15 protein-coding genes are annotated in these 17,266 nt (G+C 71.5%); 7 read left to right on the top strand and 8 right to left on the bottom strand.

The annotated features are described in order from the left end of the window. Positions 1-2 precede the first annotated feature (2 nt). Positions 3-1,847 (bottom strand): glutamine--fructose-6-phosphate transaminase (isomerizing), encoded by a 1,845-nt coding sequence (gene glmS, locus AC54T2_RS08505; protein ID WP_496665957.1) that lies wholly within the window; start codon positions 1,845-1,847, stop codon positions 3-5. 65 nt (positions 1,848-1,912) lie between these two features. On the opposite strand from glmS, the gene coaA reads away from it, so the two are divergent. Further along, positions 1,913-2,881 carry a type I pantothenate kinase gene (coaA, locus tag AC54T2_RS08500; protein WP_186342403.1) on the top strand — a complete coding sequence of 323 codons (969 nt, stop codon included), beginning with the start codon at positions 1,913-1,915 and terminating at the stop codon, positions 2,879-2,881. 6 nt (positions 2,882-2,887) lie between these two features. Here the strand turns inward: coaA and AC54T2_RS08495 are convergent, their stop codons facing one another. The 4 genes from AC54T2_RS08495 to rplM form a co-directional block, all read right to left on the bottom strand. After that, a complete protein-coding gene (locus tag AC54T2_RS08495; RefSeq protein WP_496665956.1) occupies positions 2,888-3,883 on the bottom strand; it encodes a GNAT family N-acetyltransferase in 996 nt (331 codons plus the stop codon). 418 nt (positions 3,884-4,301) lie between these two features. Continuing rightward, positions 4,302-5,648 (bottom strand): phosphoglucosamine mutase, encoded by a 1,347-nt coding sequence (gene glmM, locus AC54T2_RS08490; protein ID WP_496665955.1) that lies wholly within the window; start codon positions 5,646-5,648, stop codon positions 4,302-4,304. Positions 5,649-5,755: 107 nt separating this feature from the next. Further along, complete coding sequence (gene rpsI, locus AC54T2_RS08485) at positions 5,756-6,256, bottom strand: 30S ribosomal protein S9 (protein WP_186342406.1); 501 nt, start codon at positions 6,254-6,256, stop codon at positions 5,756-5,758. A 17-nt stretch (positions 6,257-6,273) separates the two neighbouring features. Next, positions 6,274-6,717, bottom strand: a complete 444-nt coding sequence (gene rplM / locus AC54T2_RS08480) for a 50S ribosomal protein L13 (RefSeq protein ID WP_186342407.1) — start codon at positions 6,715-6,717, stop codon at positions 6,274-6,276. A gap of 225 nt (positions 6,718-6,942) precedes the next feature. On the opposite strand from rplM, the gene AC54T2_RS08475 reads away from it, so the two are divergent. Then, on the top strand, positions 6,943-8,268 hold the full coding sequence (locus AC54T2_RS08475; RefSeq protein WP_496665954.1) for an NAD(P)/FAD-dependent oxidoreductase: 1,326 nt from the start codon (positions 6,943-6,945) through the stop codon (positions 8,266-8,268). 119 nt (positions 8,269-8,387) lie between these two features. Beyond that, a complete protein-coding gene (locus AC54T2_RS08470) occupies positions 8,388-9,692 on the top strand; it encodes a citrate synthase (RefSeq protein ID WP_186342409.1) in 1,305 nt (434 codons plus the stop codon). 71 nt (positions 9,693-9,763) lie between these two features. On the opposite strand, the gene AC54T2_RS08465 is transcribed toward AC54T2_RS08470, so the two are convergent. The 3 genes from AC54T2_RS08465 to AC54T2_RS08455 are packed head-to-tail and all read right to left on the bottom strand — an operon-like array spanning position 9,764 to position 12,223. Beyond that, complete coding sequence (locus AC54T2_RS08465) at positions 9,764-10,375, bottom strand: DUF3558 domain-containing protein (RefSeq protein ID WP_496665953.1); 612 nt, start codon at positions 10,373-10,375, stop codon at positions 9,764-9,766. Next, positions 10,368-10,763: a hypothetical protein gene (locus tag AC54T2_RS08460; RefSeq protein WP_186342411.1), complete on the bottom strand. Its 396-nt coding sequence runs from the start codon at positions 10,761-10,763 to the stop codon at positions 10,368-10,370. Before AC54T2_RS08460 ends, AC54T2_RS08465 begins: the two co-directional genes overlap by 8 nt. Then, positions 10,763-12,223, bottom strand: coding sequence for a methyl-accepting chemotaxis protein (locus AC54T2_RS08455; RefSeq protein WP_496665952.1), 1,461 nt, complete (start codon positions 12,221-12,223; stop codon positions 10,763-10,765). Before AC54T2_RS08455 ends, AC54T2_RS08460 begins: the two co-directional genes overlap by 1 nt. Positions 12,224-12,381: 158 nt before the next feature. On the opposite strand from AC54T2_RS08455, the gene AC54T2_RS08450 reads away from it, so the two are divergent. The 4 genes from AC54T2_RS08450 to AC54T2_RS08435 all read left to right on the top strand — a co-directional run bounded on the left by AC54T2_RS08450 (position 12,382) and on the right by AC54T2_RS08435 (position 17,251). Next, positions 12,382-13,650, top strand: a complete 1,269-nt coding sequence (locus AC54T2_RS08450; protein ID WP_186342413.1) for a S1C family serine protease — start codon at positions 12,382-12,384, stop codon at positions 13,648-13,650. A 136-nt stretch (positions 13,651-13,786) separates the two neighbouring features. Then, on the top strand, positions 13,787-14,938 hold the full coding sequence (locus tag AC54T2_RS08445) for an acyl-CoA dehydrogenase family protein (protein ID WP_496665951.1): 1,152 nt from the start codon (positions 13,787-13,789) through the stop codon (positions 14,936-14,938). Positions 14,939-14,947: 9 nt separating this feature from the next. Further along, the gene (locus AC54T2_RS08440; protein ID WP_496665950.1) at positions 14,948-16,087 is read left to right on the top strand and encodes an acyl-CoA dehydrogenase family protein; all 1,140 of its coding nucleotides are present in this window, start codon (positions 14,948-14,950) and stop codon (positions 16,085-16,087) included. Positions 16,088-16,102: 15 nt separating this feature from the next. Further along, positions 16,103-17,251 (top strand): acyl-CoA dehydrogenase family protein, encoded by a 1,149-nt coding sequence (locus AC54T2_RS08435; RefSeq protein ID WP_496665949.1) that lies wholly within the window; start codon positions 16,103-16,105, stop codon positions 17,249-17,251. The last annotated feature ends 15 nt before the right edge of the window (positions 17,252-17,266 follow it).

The following is a 17,266-nucleotide window of genomic DNA, read 5'->3' as shown; positions in this document are numbered from 1 at the left end:
GTCTACTCGACCGTGACGGACTTGGCGAGGTTGCGGGGCTGGTCGACGTCGTGGCCGAGCAGCGTGGCGAGCTCGCACGCGAACAGCTGCAGCGGCACCACGGCCAGGATCGGCTGGAGGAGCACCGGCACCTGCGGCAGCGTGATGAGCTCGTCGGCGTAGGGGACGATGGTCGTGTCGCCCTCCTCGGCCAGGCAGATCGTCCGGGCGCCGCGCGCGCGGACCTCCTGGATGCCGCTGATCATCTTGTTGTGCAGGTGGTCGCGGCCCCGGGGCGGCACGACGCACAGGACCGGGAGCCCTTCCTCCACCAGCGCGATCGGCCCGTGCTTGAGCTCGCCGGCGGCGAAGCCCTCGGCGTGCAGGTAGGCGATCTCCTTGAGCTTGAGGGCCCCCTCCAGCGCAACCGGGTAGCCGGCGTGGCGGCCCAGGAACAGCACCGAGCGGTTGTCCACGTGGTCGCGGGCGAGCGCGTAGACCTGCTCGGCCTTCTCCAGCACGGTCTCGACGTGGCCGGGCATCTCGTCGAGCTGGTCCATCACCAGGGAGATCTCGTCGCCGAAGCGGGTGCCCTTGACCTGCGCGAGGTAGAGCGCGAGGAGGTAGCAGGCGACGAGCTGGGTGAGGAAGCCCTTGGTCGAGGCGACGCCGATCTCGGGGCCGGCGTGGGTGTAGATGACGCCGTCGGACTCACGCGGGATGGTCGAGCCGTTGGTGTTGCAGATGGCCAGCACCTTGGAGCGCTGCGCCCGGGCGTGCCGGATGGCCTGGAGCGTGTCGGCGGTCTCGCCGGACTGGCTGATCGCGACCACCAGGGTGGCGTTGGTCAGGATCGGGTCGCGGTAGCGGAACTCGCTGGCGAGCTCGACCTCGACCGGGATCCGGCACCAGTGCTCGATGGCGTACTTGGCGACCATGCCGGCGTAGAACGACGTGCCGGCCGCGATGATGATGATCTTGTCGATGTCGCGCAGGTCCTGGTCGGAGAGGCGCATCTCGTCGAGCTGCAGGTGCCCGTCGGCGCCGCGGCGGCCCAGCAGCGAGTCGGCGACGGCACGCGGCTGCTCGAAGATCTCCTTGCGCATGAACCAGTCGTGGCCGTCCTTCTCGGCGGCCGAGAGGTCCCAGTCGACGTGGTAGCGGCGGCCCTCGGCCGGGGTGCCGTCGAAGCCGGAGACGCTGACGCCCTCGCGGGTGATCGTGACGACCTGGTCCTGGCCGAGCTCCAGCGCCTCGCGGGTGTGCTCGATGAAGGCGGCCACGTCGGAGCCGACGAAGTTCTCGCCCTCGCCGACGCCGACCACGAGCGGGCTGTTGCGGCGTGCCGCGACGACGCGGTCGGGGTCGTGGGCGTCGACGGCGACGAGGGTGAACGCGCCCTCGAGGCCGCGGCAGACGTTCTGCATGGCGACGGTCAGGTCGACGCCGGTCTCGAGCTGTTCCTCCAACAGGTGCGCCGCGACCTCGGTGTCGGTGTCGGAGGCCATCTCGATGCCGTCGGCCTCCAGGCGCGCGCGCAGGTCGGCGAAGTTCTCGAGGATGCCGTTGTGCACCAGCGCCACGCGACGCTGACGGCCCAGGTGCGGGTGGGCGTTGCGGTCCGTCGGCGGGCCGTGGGTGGCCCAGCGGGTGTGCCCGATGCCGGTGGTGCTGGCCGGGAGCGGGGAGTCGATGATCGCCTTCTCGAGGTTGGCGAGCTTGCCGGCGCACTTCTCCGACACGATCGACCCGGCGTCGACGAGCGCGATGCCGGCGGAGTCGTAGCCGCGGTACTCCAGGCGCCGCAGTCCCTCGATGATGACGCCCTGGGCCGGCCTGGGACCCACGTACCCGACGATTCCGCACATGGGCCGGGAGTCTATCGGCAGGGTGCTGCGCGGCCCGACGCAGCGGCGGTGCCACAATCGCACCCATGCCCGAGGACAGCGCGCCCTCCAACGGCGGCGAGTCCTCCCCCTACGTCGAGCTCGACCGGGCGGCGTGGGCGCAGCTGGCGGGCACGGCCGAGACCACCCTGACGCGCGAGGAGGTCGCCCGTCTCCGGGGTCTGGGCGACCAGCTCGACCTGCGCGAGATCGAGCAGGTCTACCTCCCGCTCTCGCGGCTGCTGAGCCTCTACGTCGCGGCCAACTCGCGCCTGCACCGCAAGCAGGAGGAGTTCCTGCACCGCGTCACCCCGCCGCGTACGCCGTTCGTGATCGGCCTCGCCGGGTCGGTGGCGGTCGGCAAGTCGACCACCGCGCGCGTGCTGCAGCAGATGCTCGCCCACTGGCCCGAGCACCCCAACGTCGCCCTCGTCACCACCGACGGCTTCCTGCTGCCCAACGCCGAGCTCGAACGCCGCGGGATCCTGCACCGCAAGGGGTTCCCGGAGTCCTACGACCGCCGGGCGCTGCTCAAGTTCGTCATCGACATCAAGTCGGGCCGCGACGAGGTCGAGGCGCCGATCTACTCCCACCTGGTCTACGACGTGCTGCCCGACGAGAAGGTCGTGGTCAAGCGCCCGGACATCGTGATCATCGAGGGCCTCAACGTCCTCCAGCCCGCACGGGTCCGCGAGGACGGACGCACCGGGCTGGCGGTCAGCGACTTCTTCGACTTCAGCGTCTACGTCGACGCTGCCCTGGCCGACATCAAGCGGTGGTACGTCGACCGCTTCCTGCGGCTGCGCGAGACCGCCTTCCGCGACCCGGCGTCCTACTTCCGCAAGTACGCCGCGCTCTCCCACGACGAGGCCGTCGACCAGGCCACCCGCATCTGGGACTCGACCAACGGGCCCAACCTCGTGCAGAACGTCGCCCCCACCCGCTCCCGCGCCAACCTGGTGCTCCGCAAGGACGCCGACCACTCCGTGCGCTACGTGCGGCTGCGCAAGCTCTGAGTGGCCTCAGAGCCGCTTCTGCAGCTCCAGCAGCGTCTCGATCGTGCGGTAGCCGAGCGCGTCGTTGACGGCGTTCATCCAGGTGTTGACCTCGGCGTTGGAGGTGTCGAGGGAGACCAGGCCGGGATGGGTGGCGAGGGCGAGGTCGTGCGTGGCGACCTTGAGCGCCAGGCCGAGCCGGCGGCCGCGGTGGACCGGGTCGACGAGGGTGATGCCGACCTGGCCGTGGGCCGGGTCGCTGTCGTCGACGCGTACGTCGGAGACACCCGCCACCGAGCCGTCCGGTGCGATCGCCAACGCCGTGTGGACGTGGCGGCCGATCGCGACCTGGCGCTGCTCGGCCTCGCGGATCCGCTCCGGCGTCCAGTCCGACGCCGTGAGGTCGAGCTCGCCGAGCGGGATCTCCGACATCAGCATGCCGAGGATCCGGCCGAACGACGCGAGGTGCTCCTCGGGGCACACGGTGTCGAAGGTGACGACGCGGTAGCCGTCGGGCACCGGCGCAGTCGCCACCAGCTCGTCGCGGCGGGCGCGGAAGTCAGCGAGCGCCAGCTCCTTGATCGACTCGCGGCTGGCGACGTCGTAGCCCATCGCCCGGGCGAAGTGCTCGGCCGGGCCGGACCCGCCGGGCGGGACGTAGGCCTCCCCCTGAATCGTCGTACGCCCGTCGCCCGCGGCCACGACCTCGAGCTCCTCGGCCAGCCGGCGCCCGATGCCCTGCCGCGTGCGGTCGGGGCGGACGTAGACGAACGCCATGGCGGAGTGCAGGTTGTCCTTGAGCGTCCGGGTGAGCAGGCCGGCCCCGACCATCTCACGGCCGTGGATCGCCCCGACGATCGTGACGCCCCGCTCGGGGTTGGGCGCCGGCAGGGCGACCCGGCTCTGCTCCCACACCGGCCACGGCATGCCGGGCCGCTCGGCCGTCGCCGCTCGCCCGACCTCCCACCACGCGCGGAGGGCCGCCTCGTTGCGCGGGTCGATCTGCTCGATGTCGACGCCCACGGCGGCGACGGTAGTCGGCGGGGCCTGCCGGTTCACCCCGATTAACGGCGTGCGTCCGGCGTCACGCTGCTGCAGGGTCGTCGGATGACGACCGACTCACCGCTCCGCAGCTGGCTGCGCACGGCGCTGCTCGACGCCCGCCGTGCTCCCGCGCGAGGCCGGCTGGCCCACTAGACACGTCCCGTCCCCGCTAGGACACCCGGATCCGGGCCGTTGAGCGGGGACATCCCCGCTCCAGCACCGCCACGCTCCCGCGCGAGTCTGGCTGGCCCACTACACACGCCCCGTCCCCGCTAGGACACCCGGATCCGGGCCGTTGAGCGGGGACATCCCCGCTCAACCCCGGTGGTCTTCGCCTGCCGACCTCATTCAGATCGCGTCGTCACACGATCTCGACCCACGTGCTCGATCAGTACGGCTAGAGCGCGAGCTCCCGGCGGACGACCTCGGCGAGCCGGGAGGCGACGTCCTGCGCCTCGTCCTCGCTGGGGGCCTCGACCATCACCCGCACGATCGGCTCGGTGCCGGAGGGACGGAGCAGGATGCGGCCGCGGTCGCCCAGGAGCGCCTCCTCCTCGGCGAGGGCCGCGGCGACCACCGCGTCCTCGTCGGCGCGCGACTTGTCGACGCCCGAGACGTTGAGGAGCACCTGCGGCAGCCGGTGGACCACCGAGGCGAGGTCGGCCAGCGACCTGCCGGTGGTCGCCATCCGCTCCAGCACGTGCAGCGCGGTCAGGATGCCGTCACCGGTGGTGGCGTGGTCGCTGAGGATGACGTGGCCGGACTGCTCGCCGCCGAGGTTGTAGCCGGAGACCCGCATCGCCTCGAGGACGTAGCGGTCTCCGACCTTGGTCTGGCGCACGCCGACGCCGGCCGCGCGCAGCGCCTGCACGAAGCCCAGGTTGCTCATCACCGTCGCGACGACGGTGTCCTTGGCGAGCTTGCCCTGCTCGCGCATGGACAGGGCGAGGATCGCGAGGATCTGGTCGCCGTCGACGACGTTGCCCTCGGCGTCGACGGCCAGGCAGCGGTCTGCGTCGCCGTCGAGCGCGAAGCCGGCGTGGGCGCCGTGCTCGACCACCGCGGCGCGCAGCGACTCCAGGTGCGTGGAGCCGCAGTTGTCGTTGATGTTGATGCCGTCCGGGTCGGCGTGGATCGCGATCACGGTCGCGCCGGCGTCCTCGAGGGCACGCGGGCCTGCGGCGTGCGCCGCCCCCTCGGCGCAGTCGAGCACCACCGTGAGCCCGGCCAGCGGATGGCTGATCGTGCTCTCGAGGTGGGCGGCGTACTCCTCCACTGCGGTGTCGTAGGCCCGCACGCGGCCGACGTCGCCGCCGGTCGGCCGCTCCCACGGCTCGCCCATCCGGCGCTCGACGGCGTCCTCGATGACGTCGTCGAGCTTGTGCCCGCCGCGCGCGAGGAACTTGATGCCGTTGTCGGGCATCGGGTTGTGCGAGGCCGAGAGCACCACGCCGAGGTCGGCGCCGAGGCGGTCGGTCAGGTAGGCCACCCCGGGGGTGGGCAGCACGCCGAGCAGCAGCACGTCGACGCCGGCCGAGGCGAGCCCGGCCACGACCGCCGCCTCGAGGAACTGCCCGGAGATGCGGGTGTCGCGGCCCACCACCGCCAGGGGCCGGTGCCCCTCGAACTCACCGCGGTCGGCCAGCACGTGCGCCGCACAGACGGAGAGGTCGAGGGCAAGCTCGGCCGTGAGGTCGGCGTTGGCCAGGCCCCTGACCCCGTCGGTGCCGAAGAGTCGCGTCATGGCCCGGCAGCCTACGGGCCGTCGGTGCCTGACGCGCCACCGAGGCCGCACATGCGACGAGGCCCGCACCGTCGTAGGACGGTGCGGGCCTCGAGGTGCAGGCTGGATCAGCGCTTGCTGAACTGCGAGGCCTTGCGGGCCTTCTTGAGACCGGCCTTCTTGCGCTCCACGACGCGGGCGTCGCGGGTGAGCAGCCCGGCCTTCTTGAGCGCGGGGCGGTTGGCCTCGGTGTCGATCCCGTTGAGGGAGCGGGCCACGCCGAGGCGCAGGGCGCCGGCCTGGCCGGCGATGCCGCCGCCGTGGATGCGGGCGATCACGTCGAAGCGACCCTCGAGCTGCAGCTCGACGAACGGCTCGTTGGCGATCTGCTGGTGCAGCTTGTTGGGGAAGTAGCTGTCCATCGAGCGACCGTTGATGGTCCACTCGCCGGTGCCGGGGACGATGCGCACGCGGGCGACGGCCTCCTTGCGACGGCCGGTGGCCGCGCCGGGGGCGATGGTCGCCGGGCGGGCCGGGGAGTCCGCGGAGGCGTCGCTCTCGGACGTGTAGGCAACGCCCTCGGCGTCGGTCTCGAAGGTCTCCTCGACCTCGGTGGTGTTCTCAGTCATCTGTGCGTCCTCAGTCGTCACTGGGAGATCTGCGTGATCTCGAAGGGAGTGGCCTGCTGGGCCAGGTGCGGGTGGTCGGGGCCTCCGTAGACCTTCAGCTTCTTCAGCATCTGGCGACCGAGCTTGTTCTTGGGGAGCATGCCCCACACCGCGTTCTCGATGGCCTTGCGCGGGTCCTTCTCGAGGAGCTCGCCGAACGGGGTGGCCGAGAGGCCGCCCGGGTAGCCGGAGTGGCGGTAGGCCATCTTGGTGGTCTTCTTGGACCCCGACAGCGACACCTTGGAGGCGTTCACGATGATCACGAAGTCGCCCATGTCCATGTGAGGAGCAAAGGTCGGCTTGTGCTTGCCGCGGAGGAGGTTGGCGGTCTGGACGGCGAGGCGGCCCAGGACCACGTCGGTGGCGTCGATGACGAGCCACTCACGCTGGATGTCAGCGGGCTTGGGGCTGTACGTGCGCACGGCGGTGTCCCGTTCTGGTTCGTTGGTCCCGGCCCTCGGACGAGGGCCGGCTGGTGCTGCTGCGGCTTCTGACGAACACGGCCCGGATCGCTCCCCCGACTCAGGGAGGATGACGTCCGGATCTGCACCCGGTCCCGGAGGGAGCGGACGCGGCAGGAGTCGCGACCATCAAGACTACGGCCCGCCCGCGGGGCGGTCAAAACGCCGGGGCACCACAATGGGCGCGTGCGCAACGGCGGCGTGTCCTTCTGGTGGCAGCAGGTCGGGCTGCCCTCCCCCACCGACCAACTGGCCGGCGACGCGTCGTGCGACGTGGCCATCGTAGGCGGGGGCCTCACCGGCCTCTGGACGGCCTTCTACCTCGCCGAGGCCGACCCGACGCTCGACGTGCGCGTCGTCGAGGCGCAGTTCGCCGGGTTCGGGGCGTCGGGGCGCAACGGCGGCTGGCTCTCCAGCGAGCTCGCCGGCAGCCCCCGGGCCTACGCCGCGGTGGCCGGCGAGGACGGCGTACGACGCCTGCGCGAGGCGTTGCGCTCGACGGTCGGCGAGGTGATCGGCGTGGCCGCCCGCGAGGGCATCGAGGCCGACATCGTGCGCAGCGGCGTGCTCACCGTCGCGCGCTCGGAGGCCCAGCGCCGGCGGCTCGGCGGCGAGCTCACCGCGGCGCAGGTGGCCGAGCGGGTCCGGGTGGCCGGAGCCGTCGCCGGGCACTTCGACCCCGACTGCGCGCGGGTGCAGCCCGCCCGGCTGGTGGCGGGCGTCGCGCGCGCCGTCCGCGCGCGCGGCGTGCGGATCCACGAGGGCACGCGGGCCACGTCGGTCACCGCCGGGACGGTCGTCACCGACCGCGGCACCCTGACCGCGCCGGTGGTGCTGCGCTGCCTGGAGGGCTTCACCGCCGGGCTGCCCGGGCACCGCCGCGACTGGCTGCCGATGAACTCCGCCATCGTCGTCACCGAGCCGCTCGACCGGGCACGGTGGGACGAGATCGGCTGGAGCGGCGCGGAGCTGCTCGGCGACGAGGCGCACGCCTACTGCTACGCCCAGCGCACCGCCGACGGGCGCATCGCGATGGGCGGGCGCGGCGTCCCCTACCGCTTCGGCTCGCGCACCGACGTCGACGGCCGCACCCAGCCGCAGACGGTCGAGTCGCTGCGCTCGACCCTGACGACGCTCTTCCCGTCGCTGGCCGGCGTGCGGCTCGACCACGCCTGGTGCGGCGTGCTGGGCGTCCCGCGCGACTGGAGCGCGAGCGTGGCGTACGACCCCGCGACCGGTCTCGGCCACGCCGGCGGCTACGTCGGCTCCGGCCTGACCGCCACCAACCTGGCGGGTCGCACCCTGCGCGACCTCGTGCTCGGCCACGACACCGACCTGACCCGGCTCCCGTGGTCCGGGCACCGGGTGCGGAGGTGGGAGCCGGAGCCACTGCGGTGGGCAGGCGTGCACGCGCTGTACGGCCTCTACCGCACCGCCGACCGACGCGAGGACGCGGGGCTGGGTCGCACCAGCCGCATCGCCCGCGTCGCCCACCGCGTCGCCGGCCGGTGACGGCGTGCAGGGATCATGGGCGTCCCTCTGTCTGGACACCTGATTCGCGGTCGTTGCGGACGCCGGTCTAGGTTGAGGGGACCCCACAGACGTACAAAGACGTATGAACAGGAGCCGACGTGACCGACGTTGCGGCCAAGGATTCCCTGACTGTCACCGACAATCGGACCGGTCAGACGTATGACATCGCGATCACCGACAACACGATCGCGGCCAAGGACCTCGGGCAGATCCGCCTCGATGAGGAGCAGCCCGGACTCGCGACCTACGACCCCGGGTTCGTCAACACCGCCTCGTGCCGCTCGTCGGTGACCTACATCGACGGCGACAAGGGCATCCTGGAGTACCGCGGGTACCCCATCGAGCAGCTCGCGGAGAAGTCCAACTTCCTCGAGGTGGCCTACCTCCTCATCCACGGCGAGCTCCCCACCAAGGAGCAGTACGACGCCTGGGTGCACGAGATCACCTACCACACGTTCGTGCACGAGAACGTGAAGAACTTCATGCACGGCTTCCGCTACGACGCCCACCCGATGGGCATGCTGATGGCCTCGGTCGGCGCCCTGTCGACGTTCTACCCCGACGCCCGCAACATCAGCGACGCCGACAACCGGCACATGCAGATCGTGCGCATGATCGCGAAGATGCCGACCCTCGGCGCCTGGTCGTTCCGCCACGCGCAGGGCAAGCCCTACGTCTACCCCGACAACGACCTCGGCTACACCGCCAACTTCTTGTCGATGCTGTTCAAGATGAGCGAGCAGAAGTTCGAGGCCGACGAGCGCCTGGTCAAGGCCCTCGACGTCCTCTTCATCCTGCACGCCGACCACGAGCAGAACTGCTCGACCAACGCGGTGCGCTCGGTCGGCTCCTCGCAGGTCGACCCCTACTCGGCGGTCTCCGCCGGCATCGGCGCCCTCTACGGCCCGCTGCACGGCGGCGCCAACGAGGCCGTGCTGCGGATGCTCAAGCGCATCGGCAGCAAGGAGAACATCCCCGCCTTCATCGAGGGGGTGAAGGACGGCAACGAGCGGCTGATGGGCTTCGGGCACCGGGTCTACAAGAACTACGACCCGCGCGCCAAGATCATCAAGAAGTCCGCCGAGGACGTCTTCGAGGTCACCGGCACCAACCCGCTGCTCGACATCGCACTGGAGCTGGAGAAGATCGCGCTCGAGGACGAGTACTTCGTCAAGCGCAAGCTCTACCCCAACGTCGACTTCTACTCGGGCCTGATCTACGAGGCGTTCCAGTTCCCGCCGGAGATGTTCACGGTGCTGTTCGCCATCGGCCGCACGCCGGGCTGGCTCGCGCAGTGGTCGGAGCTGGTGCAGGACAAGGACCAGAAGATCGCCCGCCCGAAGCAGATCTACACCGGTGACCGCGAGCTGACCTTCACCCCCGCGTCCGAGCGCTGGGCCTGAGTCCCCGCTCCACCGTCGTACGAACGAACGCCCCCGGCCGCACGGCCGGGGGCGTTCGTCGTGTCCGGGCCTCAGGCGGCCGCGACCACCTGCTCGGCGACCGAGCGCACCACCTGCTCGTACTGCTCGACCTGCTTCGGCTCGGCACCGGGCGCGAGCAGCCTGATCGTCAGCAGGCGGTCGCCGGCGAGCGTCGCGAGGTTGACGTAGACCGGGCTCCCCGCTCCTCTCACGAGCAGTGCGGGGCTGCCGCCGACCGTCACGTCCTCGATCTCCTCCTGGCCCGAGATCTGGAGGGCGGCTCCCTCCTGGTCGAGGTCGCCGTGCTCGGTCACGAGCTCGACCTCCACCACCGTGGGCTCGTCCTTCTGGAACAGCGAGCAGCCCTCGTCGCCGCCGATCTCGCCGACACCCGACGGCTCCTCGAGGGGCACGCCGTTGTCCGCTCCGGCGACCTGGACGTCGATCGCCTCGCAGGCATAGCCGTCGCCACCCGCGGCGCCACCGGACGTGGGCTCCTCCGTGGGCTCCTCCGTGGGCTCCGCTGACGAGGTGCCGCTCGGGCTGCTCGTCGCACTCCCCGGGTCGGTGGGCGCCGGCTCGTCGTCGCCGCCGCACCCCGATGCCACCAGCACCAGGGCCACGGCCGCGAACGCCGTCGTCACCCGTCTCAGGTCAGTCACGCTGCTCCTTCGTGTCGAGTCGGGCGAGGGTCTCGCCGGTCTCTCGTGTCGTCCGCACGATCGCGGCCTGGATGATCTCGAAGCCACGGTATTCGTCGTGCGGTCGCTGCCAGAACCGGTCCCAGGTCGTCGCCCGCCGCTCGACCCGCTCGTACACCCGCCGGAAGTGGTCGGGCGCGTCCTGCGCCCCGGTGATCTGCTCGAGTGCCGCGACGATGTCGGCGTCGAGCGGCTGCGCCCCCTCCTCCTCGAGGATGCGATCGACCAGGTCGTCGACCTCGTGCAGGCGCTCGAGCAGGGCCGACGTCGTGGCGTCCGCGCCGAGGTCACCGAGGACCTGCTCGATCGGGTCCTGCGGAGCGGCGCTCGAGGCGTCGTAGAACTCCATCAGCGACCACCCACCCGCTCGGCGACCTTCGGGACGCGCACGTCGTCCTCGGGCACCGCCACCTGCGGCGGCGCCATCGGGGGGTGCCACTCGGGCGGCAGGACCGACGGGCCGAACATGCCGGGCTGGCCCGCGGGCGGGTCGTCGGGCAGGCAGTCCTCGTCGTAGTGGACGCTGGGATCCGTCTTGCCGGCCTCGTTCACGCCCTCGTCGACGGCCGCCTCGAGGTCGTCGAAGGCCTCGCCCTCGGGGTCCCCGAAGTCGGTCTTGAGGTCCTTGAGCGACTTCTCGACGTCGGTCACGTCCTTGGGCAGGTCGCCGAGGCTCATCTTGCCGCGCGCGTGCGGCAGCTTCTCGATGATGGTGACGACCTGCTTGACGGTGTTGATCCGGTCTGCCTGCTCCTTGGCCCACTCCTCCACGTCGTCGGCGAGCCCGAAGGCCACCTTGATGAGCTTCGTGACGGTCTTGACGTCGTCGACGAGGTCGGTGAAGAACGCCGTGCCCTTCTCGGCGATCTCCTTGATCGTCACGAAGATCCCGACGGCCGCGTTGATGCGCTTGAGCAGGAACTTCATCAGCTTGAAGAGCTTCTGGGCGAGCACCCGGATGATCTTCTCCACCTTGATGGCGATCTTCTCGCTCATCTCCGCCAGCTCGTCGAAGACCTTGGCCAGTCCTGACACCACGGCCGAGATCGCGGTCATCACGGTGCCGTAGAGACCGATGTGGGCCGTCAGCGTCAGACCCGCCTGGCCCTTCATGGCCGCCGAGGCGTTGATGGCGAGGAGTCCGAAGTTGTAGGCGTAGTCCTTCAACGCCTTGGACAGATTGCGGCACGCCGAGGCGTTCTGCTGGATCGCGTAGTAGTCACCCGACAGCGGGAAGACGATGAAGTCCTCCAGGCTCTTGTCGGGAAGCTCGTCGAAGATGTCGATCTTGTGGTCGCGGCACCACTTGATGCACTCGTTGATCTTGTCGCGCGCGTCGTCCCAGCCGGTCACGACCGACTGGAACGGCTGGTCGTGGTCCTTGGGGAACTGCTGCTCGCCCGGAGGCGGTGCGGTGAGGACGTCCGTGGGGTCCTTGAGGTTCTTCAGCCGCACCTCGATGCCGGCGCCCTCGCCCCCGGCCTGTCCGGGCTCGCCGGTGAGCCTGTCGATGTCGAACTTGATGCTGTCGTCGGTCGCGTAGACGTCCTTGGCCGTGGTGACCACCGCCTCGCGCAGCCCGTCGTAGCGCGTCTCGAACGTGCTCTTCACCGTGGTGAAGTGGCCACGCATCGTGCCCATCGCATCGGCGAGCTTCTTGAGTGCGAAGGGCTCGAAGTCGAAGCCCGCCGCGTTGCACACGTGCGTGCCGACGTACGTGTCGATGCTGTCCACCTGGTCGCGGATCGCGACCATGTCCTCGAGCAGCATGTCGAGACTGCCCCACTGGATCTGCAGAGTCTGGCCCATCGTTATCCCCCCGGTTCGGTGCTGACGCCACCCGTCTACCCCGTTGCCCGCGCCGTACACTTGGCTGCCGGACGTGCCCTTGCGAGGTGCCGCGAGGTCATCGCGGCTTTACAGCGGGCTCTCAGCGCATCCACAGGGTCCCGGCGCACAGTGGAGCCATGACCGAGCGACCCACTTCCCAGTACGGCGGCCCGCAGACCCCGCGCCCCGCCGGTGACAACCCGTTCCAGCAGGCCACGGCGGGACCAGGAAGCACTGACAGCGTGCACCCCGCCACCGGCGCGGCCACGCCGCCGGGACAGTACCCCGTGACCGCACCCCCGCCCCAGCGACGCCCGAGCGGTCGCGCCGGGCTCGCCGCCGCTGTCCTCGCCACCTCGCTGCTCGTCGGCGGAGGCGCCGGCTTCGGTGGCGCGGCGCTGTGGCACGCCACCCAGGACGAGCCCGCCAGCGCGTCGCAGTCGGCCCCCGCGTCGCCCGCCTCGGAGGCGGACACCCCCGCCCCCGAGGGGTCGGTGGAGTCGGTGGCGCAGAAGGTGCTGCCCAGCGTCGTGAAGATCGACGTCGCCACCGCCCAGGGCGGCGGCTCGGGCTCGGGCATCGTCCTCACCGCCGACGGCACCATCCTGACCAACAACCACGTCGTCGAGGGCGCCGAGGAGGGCGGCCTCCGGGTGTCGTTCGACGACGGCACCACAGCGGACGCGACGGTCCTCGGCACCGACCCGCTGACCGACACCGCGGTGATCAAGGCGGAGGGCGTCTCCGGCCTCACACCCGCGACGATCGGCAAGTCGGCCAACCTCGGCGTCGGTGAGAGCGTCGTCGCGATCGGCTCGCCGTTCGGCCTCGACGCGACCGTCACCAGCGGCATCGTCAGCGCGCTCGACCGTCCCGTCAACGTCGGCTCGGACGACCAGGGCAACTCCACCACCTACCCCGCGATCCAGACCGACGCGGCCATCAACCCCGGCAACTCCGGCGGCCCGCTGGTCGACATGACCGGAGCCGTGGTGGGCATCAACTCCTCCATCCGCTCGGCCGCCTCCCCGTCCCCCTACGGGCAGAGCGAGGCCGGCTCGATCGGTCTCGGCTTCGCGATCCCGATCGACGAGGTCATGCCGATCGTCGACCAGATGGCCGCCGGCGAGACCCCGACCCACGCGCGCCTCGGCCTGCGGGTCACCGACGCCGAGGACGGTGCGCAGATCGCCGGAGTCTCCGACGGCTCGACCGCTGCCGACGCGGGCATCCGTGCCGGCGACGTGATCACCTCGATCGACGACCACCGGATCACCGGCGCCGACTCGCTCGTCGCGACCATCCGGTCCTACCGGCCCGGCGACAAGGTGGAGATCACCTGGACCCGCGACGGCCAGACCAAGCAGGCGACGGTCACCCTGGACTCCGACGCCACCCAGGGCTGACCCCTCCCATTCCCTCCCCTTCCCTTCCCCGCACTCCCGCCCCCACCCAGTGGGGGCGGGAGTTGTGCGCGTGGAACATCGACCCGTGACCACCGGGCGGACATGATGGGGCCACCCGTCACCCCCGAGGAGTCACATGCAGCTCGAGCTCAGCCCCGCCGACGCGGAGTTCCGGACCCGGATGCGGGAGGTCTTCACCACCAAGGTGCCGCAGGAGATCCGCGACGCCGTGCTGGAGGGGCGCCACCTGGCCCGCGAGGACTTCGTGGCGGCCCAGCGCACCCTCAACGCCGAAGGGCTCGCCGTGCCGCACTGGCCGGTCGAGTGGGGCGGGCAGGACTGGACCGACCTCCAGCGCCACCTGTGGCACGAGGAGCTCCAGCGCGCCGGGGTGCCGCCGCCGCTCGCCTTCAACACCTCGATGATCGGGCCGGTCATCGCCCACTTCGGCACGCAGGAGCAGAAGGAGCGCTTCCTGCCCGCGACCGCCAACCTCGACATCTGGTGGTCGCAGGGCTTCTCCGAGCCCGACGCCGGCTCCGACCTCGCCAGCCTGCGCACCACGGCCGTGCGCGACGGCGACGACTGGGTCGTCAACGGCCAGAAGACGTGGACCACCCTGGGCCAGTACGGCGACTGGATCTTCACCCTCGTGCGCACCGACCCCGAGGTCAAGAAGCAGGCGGGCATCTCGATGCTCCTCATCGACATGACCACCCCGGGCGTGGAGGTGCGCCCGATCGAGCTGATCGACGGTGGCCACGAGGTCAACGAGGTGTGGTTCACCGACGTGCGCGTGCCCGGCGACCTGCTGGTCGGCGAGCTCAACGGCGGCTGGACCATCGCCAAGTTCCTCCTCGGCAACGAGCGCGTCGGCGTCGCCCCCGTCGGCACCGTCAAGCGGGTGCTCGCCGGGCTGAAGACCACGGCCGCGGACCGGATGGACGACCCGCTCGTCCGCGCCCGGGTCGCCGAGCTCGAGACCGAGCTGCTCGCCCTCGAGCTCACCGCGCTCCGCGTCGTGGCCCACTCCTCGCACGGCGCCCCGCACCCGGCCTCGTCCGTCCTCAAGCTCAAGGGCACCGAGCTGCAGCAGGCGGTGAGCGAGCTCGCCCTCGACCTCGCCGGCCCGGCGTCGCTCGCCGCCCGGGCGGGCGACGACTCGCCGCAGGAGGGCTGGGCCCGGCGCACGGCGCCGGCCTACCTCAACCTCCGCAAGGCCTCGATCTACGGCGGCTCCAACGAGATCCAGCGCCAGATCATCAGCCGCACCATCCTGGGACTCTGAGGAGACGACGTGGACTTCACCTACGACGACGAGCAGCAGGCGCTGCGCGAGGCCGTCCGCGGCCTCCTGGCCACGACGTACGCCGACCACGACCGACGGCGCCGCACGGTGGCCGAGGAGCCCGGCTTCGACCGCGGGCTGTGGGGACGGCTGGCCGAGATGGGCATCCTCGGGCTGCCCTTCAGCGAGGCCGACGGCGGCGTCGGTGCCGGCCCCGTCGAGATCGGCATCGTGTGCCAGGAGCTGGGCCGGGTCCTCGCGCCCGAGCCCTACCTGTCCGCCGTGGTGCACGCGGGCGGCCTGGTCGCCGCGCTCGGCACCGCGGACCAGAAGGCCGACCTGCTCGGCCGGCTGAGCGCCGGCGAGCTCCTGCTGGCCGCCGCCGACACGTCCCCGGGCGATCGCTGGACCTCGCGCGCCGACGGCGTGCGCGCCTCGGCCACCGACGACGGCTGGACCCTCGACGGCGTGGCCGACCCCGTGATGGGCGGCGAGTCGGCCGACCTCCTCGTCGTGACCGCCGCGCTGCCCGACGGCGGCACCGGGGCCTTCCTCGTGGAGCCGTCCGCGGCGACGGTCTCCGGCTACGCCGCCGCCGACCTCACCCGGGCGGCCACCGTCCGGCTCGACGCCAGCGCCGCGACGCCACTTGGCGAGCCCGGCCGTGACGTCACGGCGAGCGTCGCGACCCTCAGCGACCTCACCCGGATCATGGGGGCCAACCAGGCGCTCGGCGTCATGCAGAGCCAGGTGCGCGCGACCACCGGCTACCTCAAGAGCCGCAAGCAGTTCGGCGTCACGCTCAACACCTTCCAGGCGCTCACCTTCCGCGCCGCCGACATGTACGTCTCGCTGGAGCTCGCGCACAGCGCGGTCGACTGGGCGACGATGACCATCGCTGGCGGTGACCGCGAGGCGGTGGCCGACGCCGCCGACCGCGTCGGGCTCCAGGTCTCCCGCGCCGCGCGCCACATCGGGCAGGAGGCGATCCAGCTCCACGGCGGCATCGCCATGACCGCGGAGTACGCCGTCGGGGTGGGCACCGCACACCTGACGGTGCTCGAGCAGTGGCTCGGCAACGCCGGGCACCACCTCTCCCGGCTCTCCGAGCGGGTCACCGACCACGACCGCGTCGAGGCGCTGTCGTGAGGCGGGCCGGCTGACGTGGACCTCTCCCTCACCGAGGAGCAGCAGGCCTTCCGCGCCCTCGCGCGCGACTTCCTCGAGCGCGAGGCGGTCCCGCACCGGATGCAGTGGGACCGCGACGAGTCGGTCGACCTCGCGATCGTGCCGCGGATGGCCGAGCTCGGCTTCTTCGGCCTGACCATCCCCGAGGAGTACGGCGGGGTCGGCGGCGACTACGTCACCTACTCCCTCGCCATGGAGGAGCTCGGCCGGGCCGACTCCGCCCTGCGCGGCATCGTCTCGGTCAGCAGCGGCCTGGTCGGCAAGTCGATCCTGTTCCACGGCACCGAGGAGCAGAAGCAGGAGTGGCTGCCGCGCCTCGCCTCGGCCACCGCGCTGGGGTGCTTCGGGCTGACCGAGCCGGGCACCGGCTCCGATGCCGGCAACCTCACCTCGCGGGCCGCCCGCGACGGCTCCGACTGGGTGCTCGACGGCCAGAAGCTCTTCATCACCAACGGCACCTGGGCCGACGTCGCGCTCGTCTTCGCCCGCACCAGCGACGACGGCCCGCGCGGCGTGACGGCGTTCCTCGTCCCGACCGACTCCCCCGGCTTCACCGCCCGCGAGGTGACGGGCAAGCTCGGGCTGCGCGGGCAGGCGACCGCCGAGCTGTTCCTCGACGGCGTACGCGTGCCCGACTCCGCCCGCCTCGGGGAGGTGGGCCAGGGCTTCAAGATCGCGATGGGCACCCTCGACAAGGGCCGGCTCGCCGTCGCGTCCGGGTGCGTCGGCATCGTCCAGGGCTGCCTGGAGGCCTCGGTGGCCTACGCGACGCAGCGCACCCAGTTCGGCAAGCCGATCGCGTCGTTCCAGCTCGTGCAGGACCTGATCGCCGGCATCTCCCTCGACGCCGACGCCGCACGACTGCTGACCTGGCGGTGCGCCGACCTCATCGACCGCGGCGAGCCCTACGGCGTCGCCGCCTCCAAGGCCAAGCTCTTCGCCTCCGAGGCGGCCGTCCGCGCCGCCAACGACGCGATCCAGGTGCACGGCGGCGCGGGCTACGTCGACGACTTCCCGGTCGCGAAGTACCTCCGCGACGCGCGGGTGATGACCCTCTACGAGGGCACCTCGCAGATCCAGAAGCTCCTGATCGGGCGGGCGGAGACGGGCATCAGCGCGTTCTAGGTGGCACGGTCCCGG

The organism is Nocardioides sp. Z35_8 (assembly GCF_059621125.1).
Note: the sequence above shows the minus strand (reverse complement) of the source record. Positions and strands in the feature narration are given on the sequence as shown.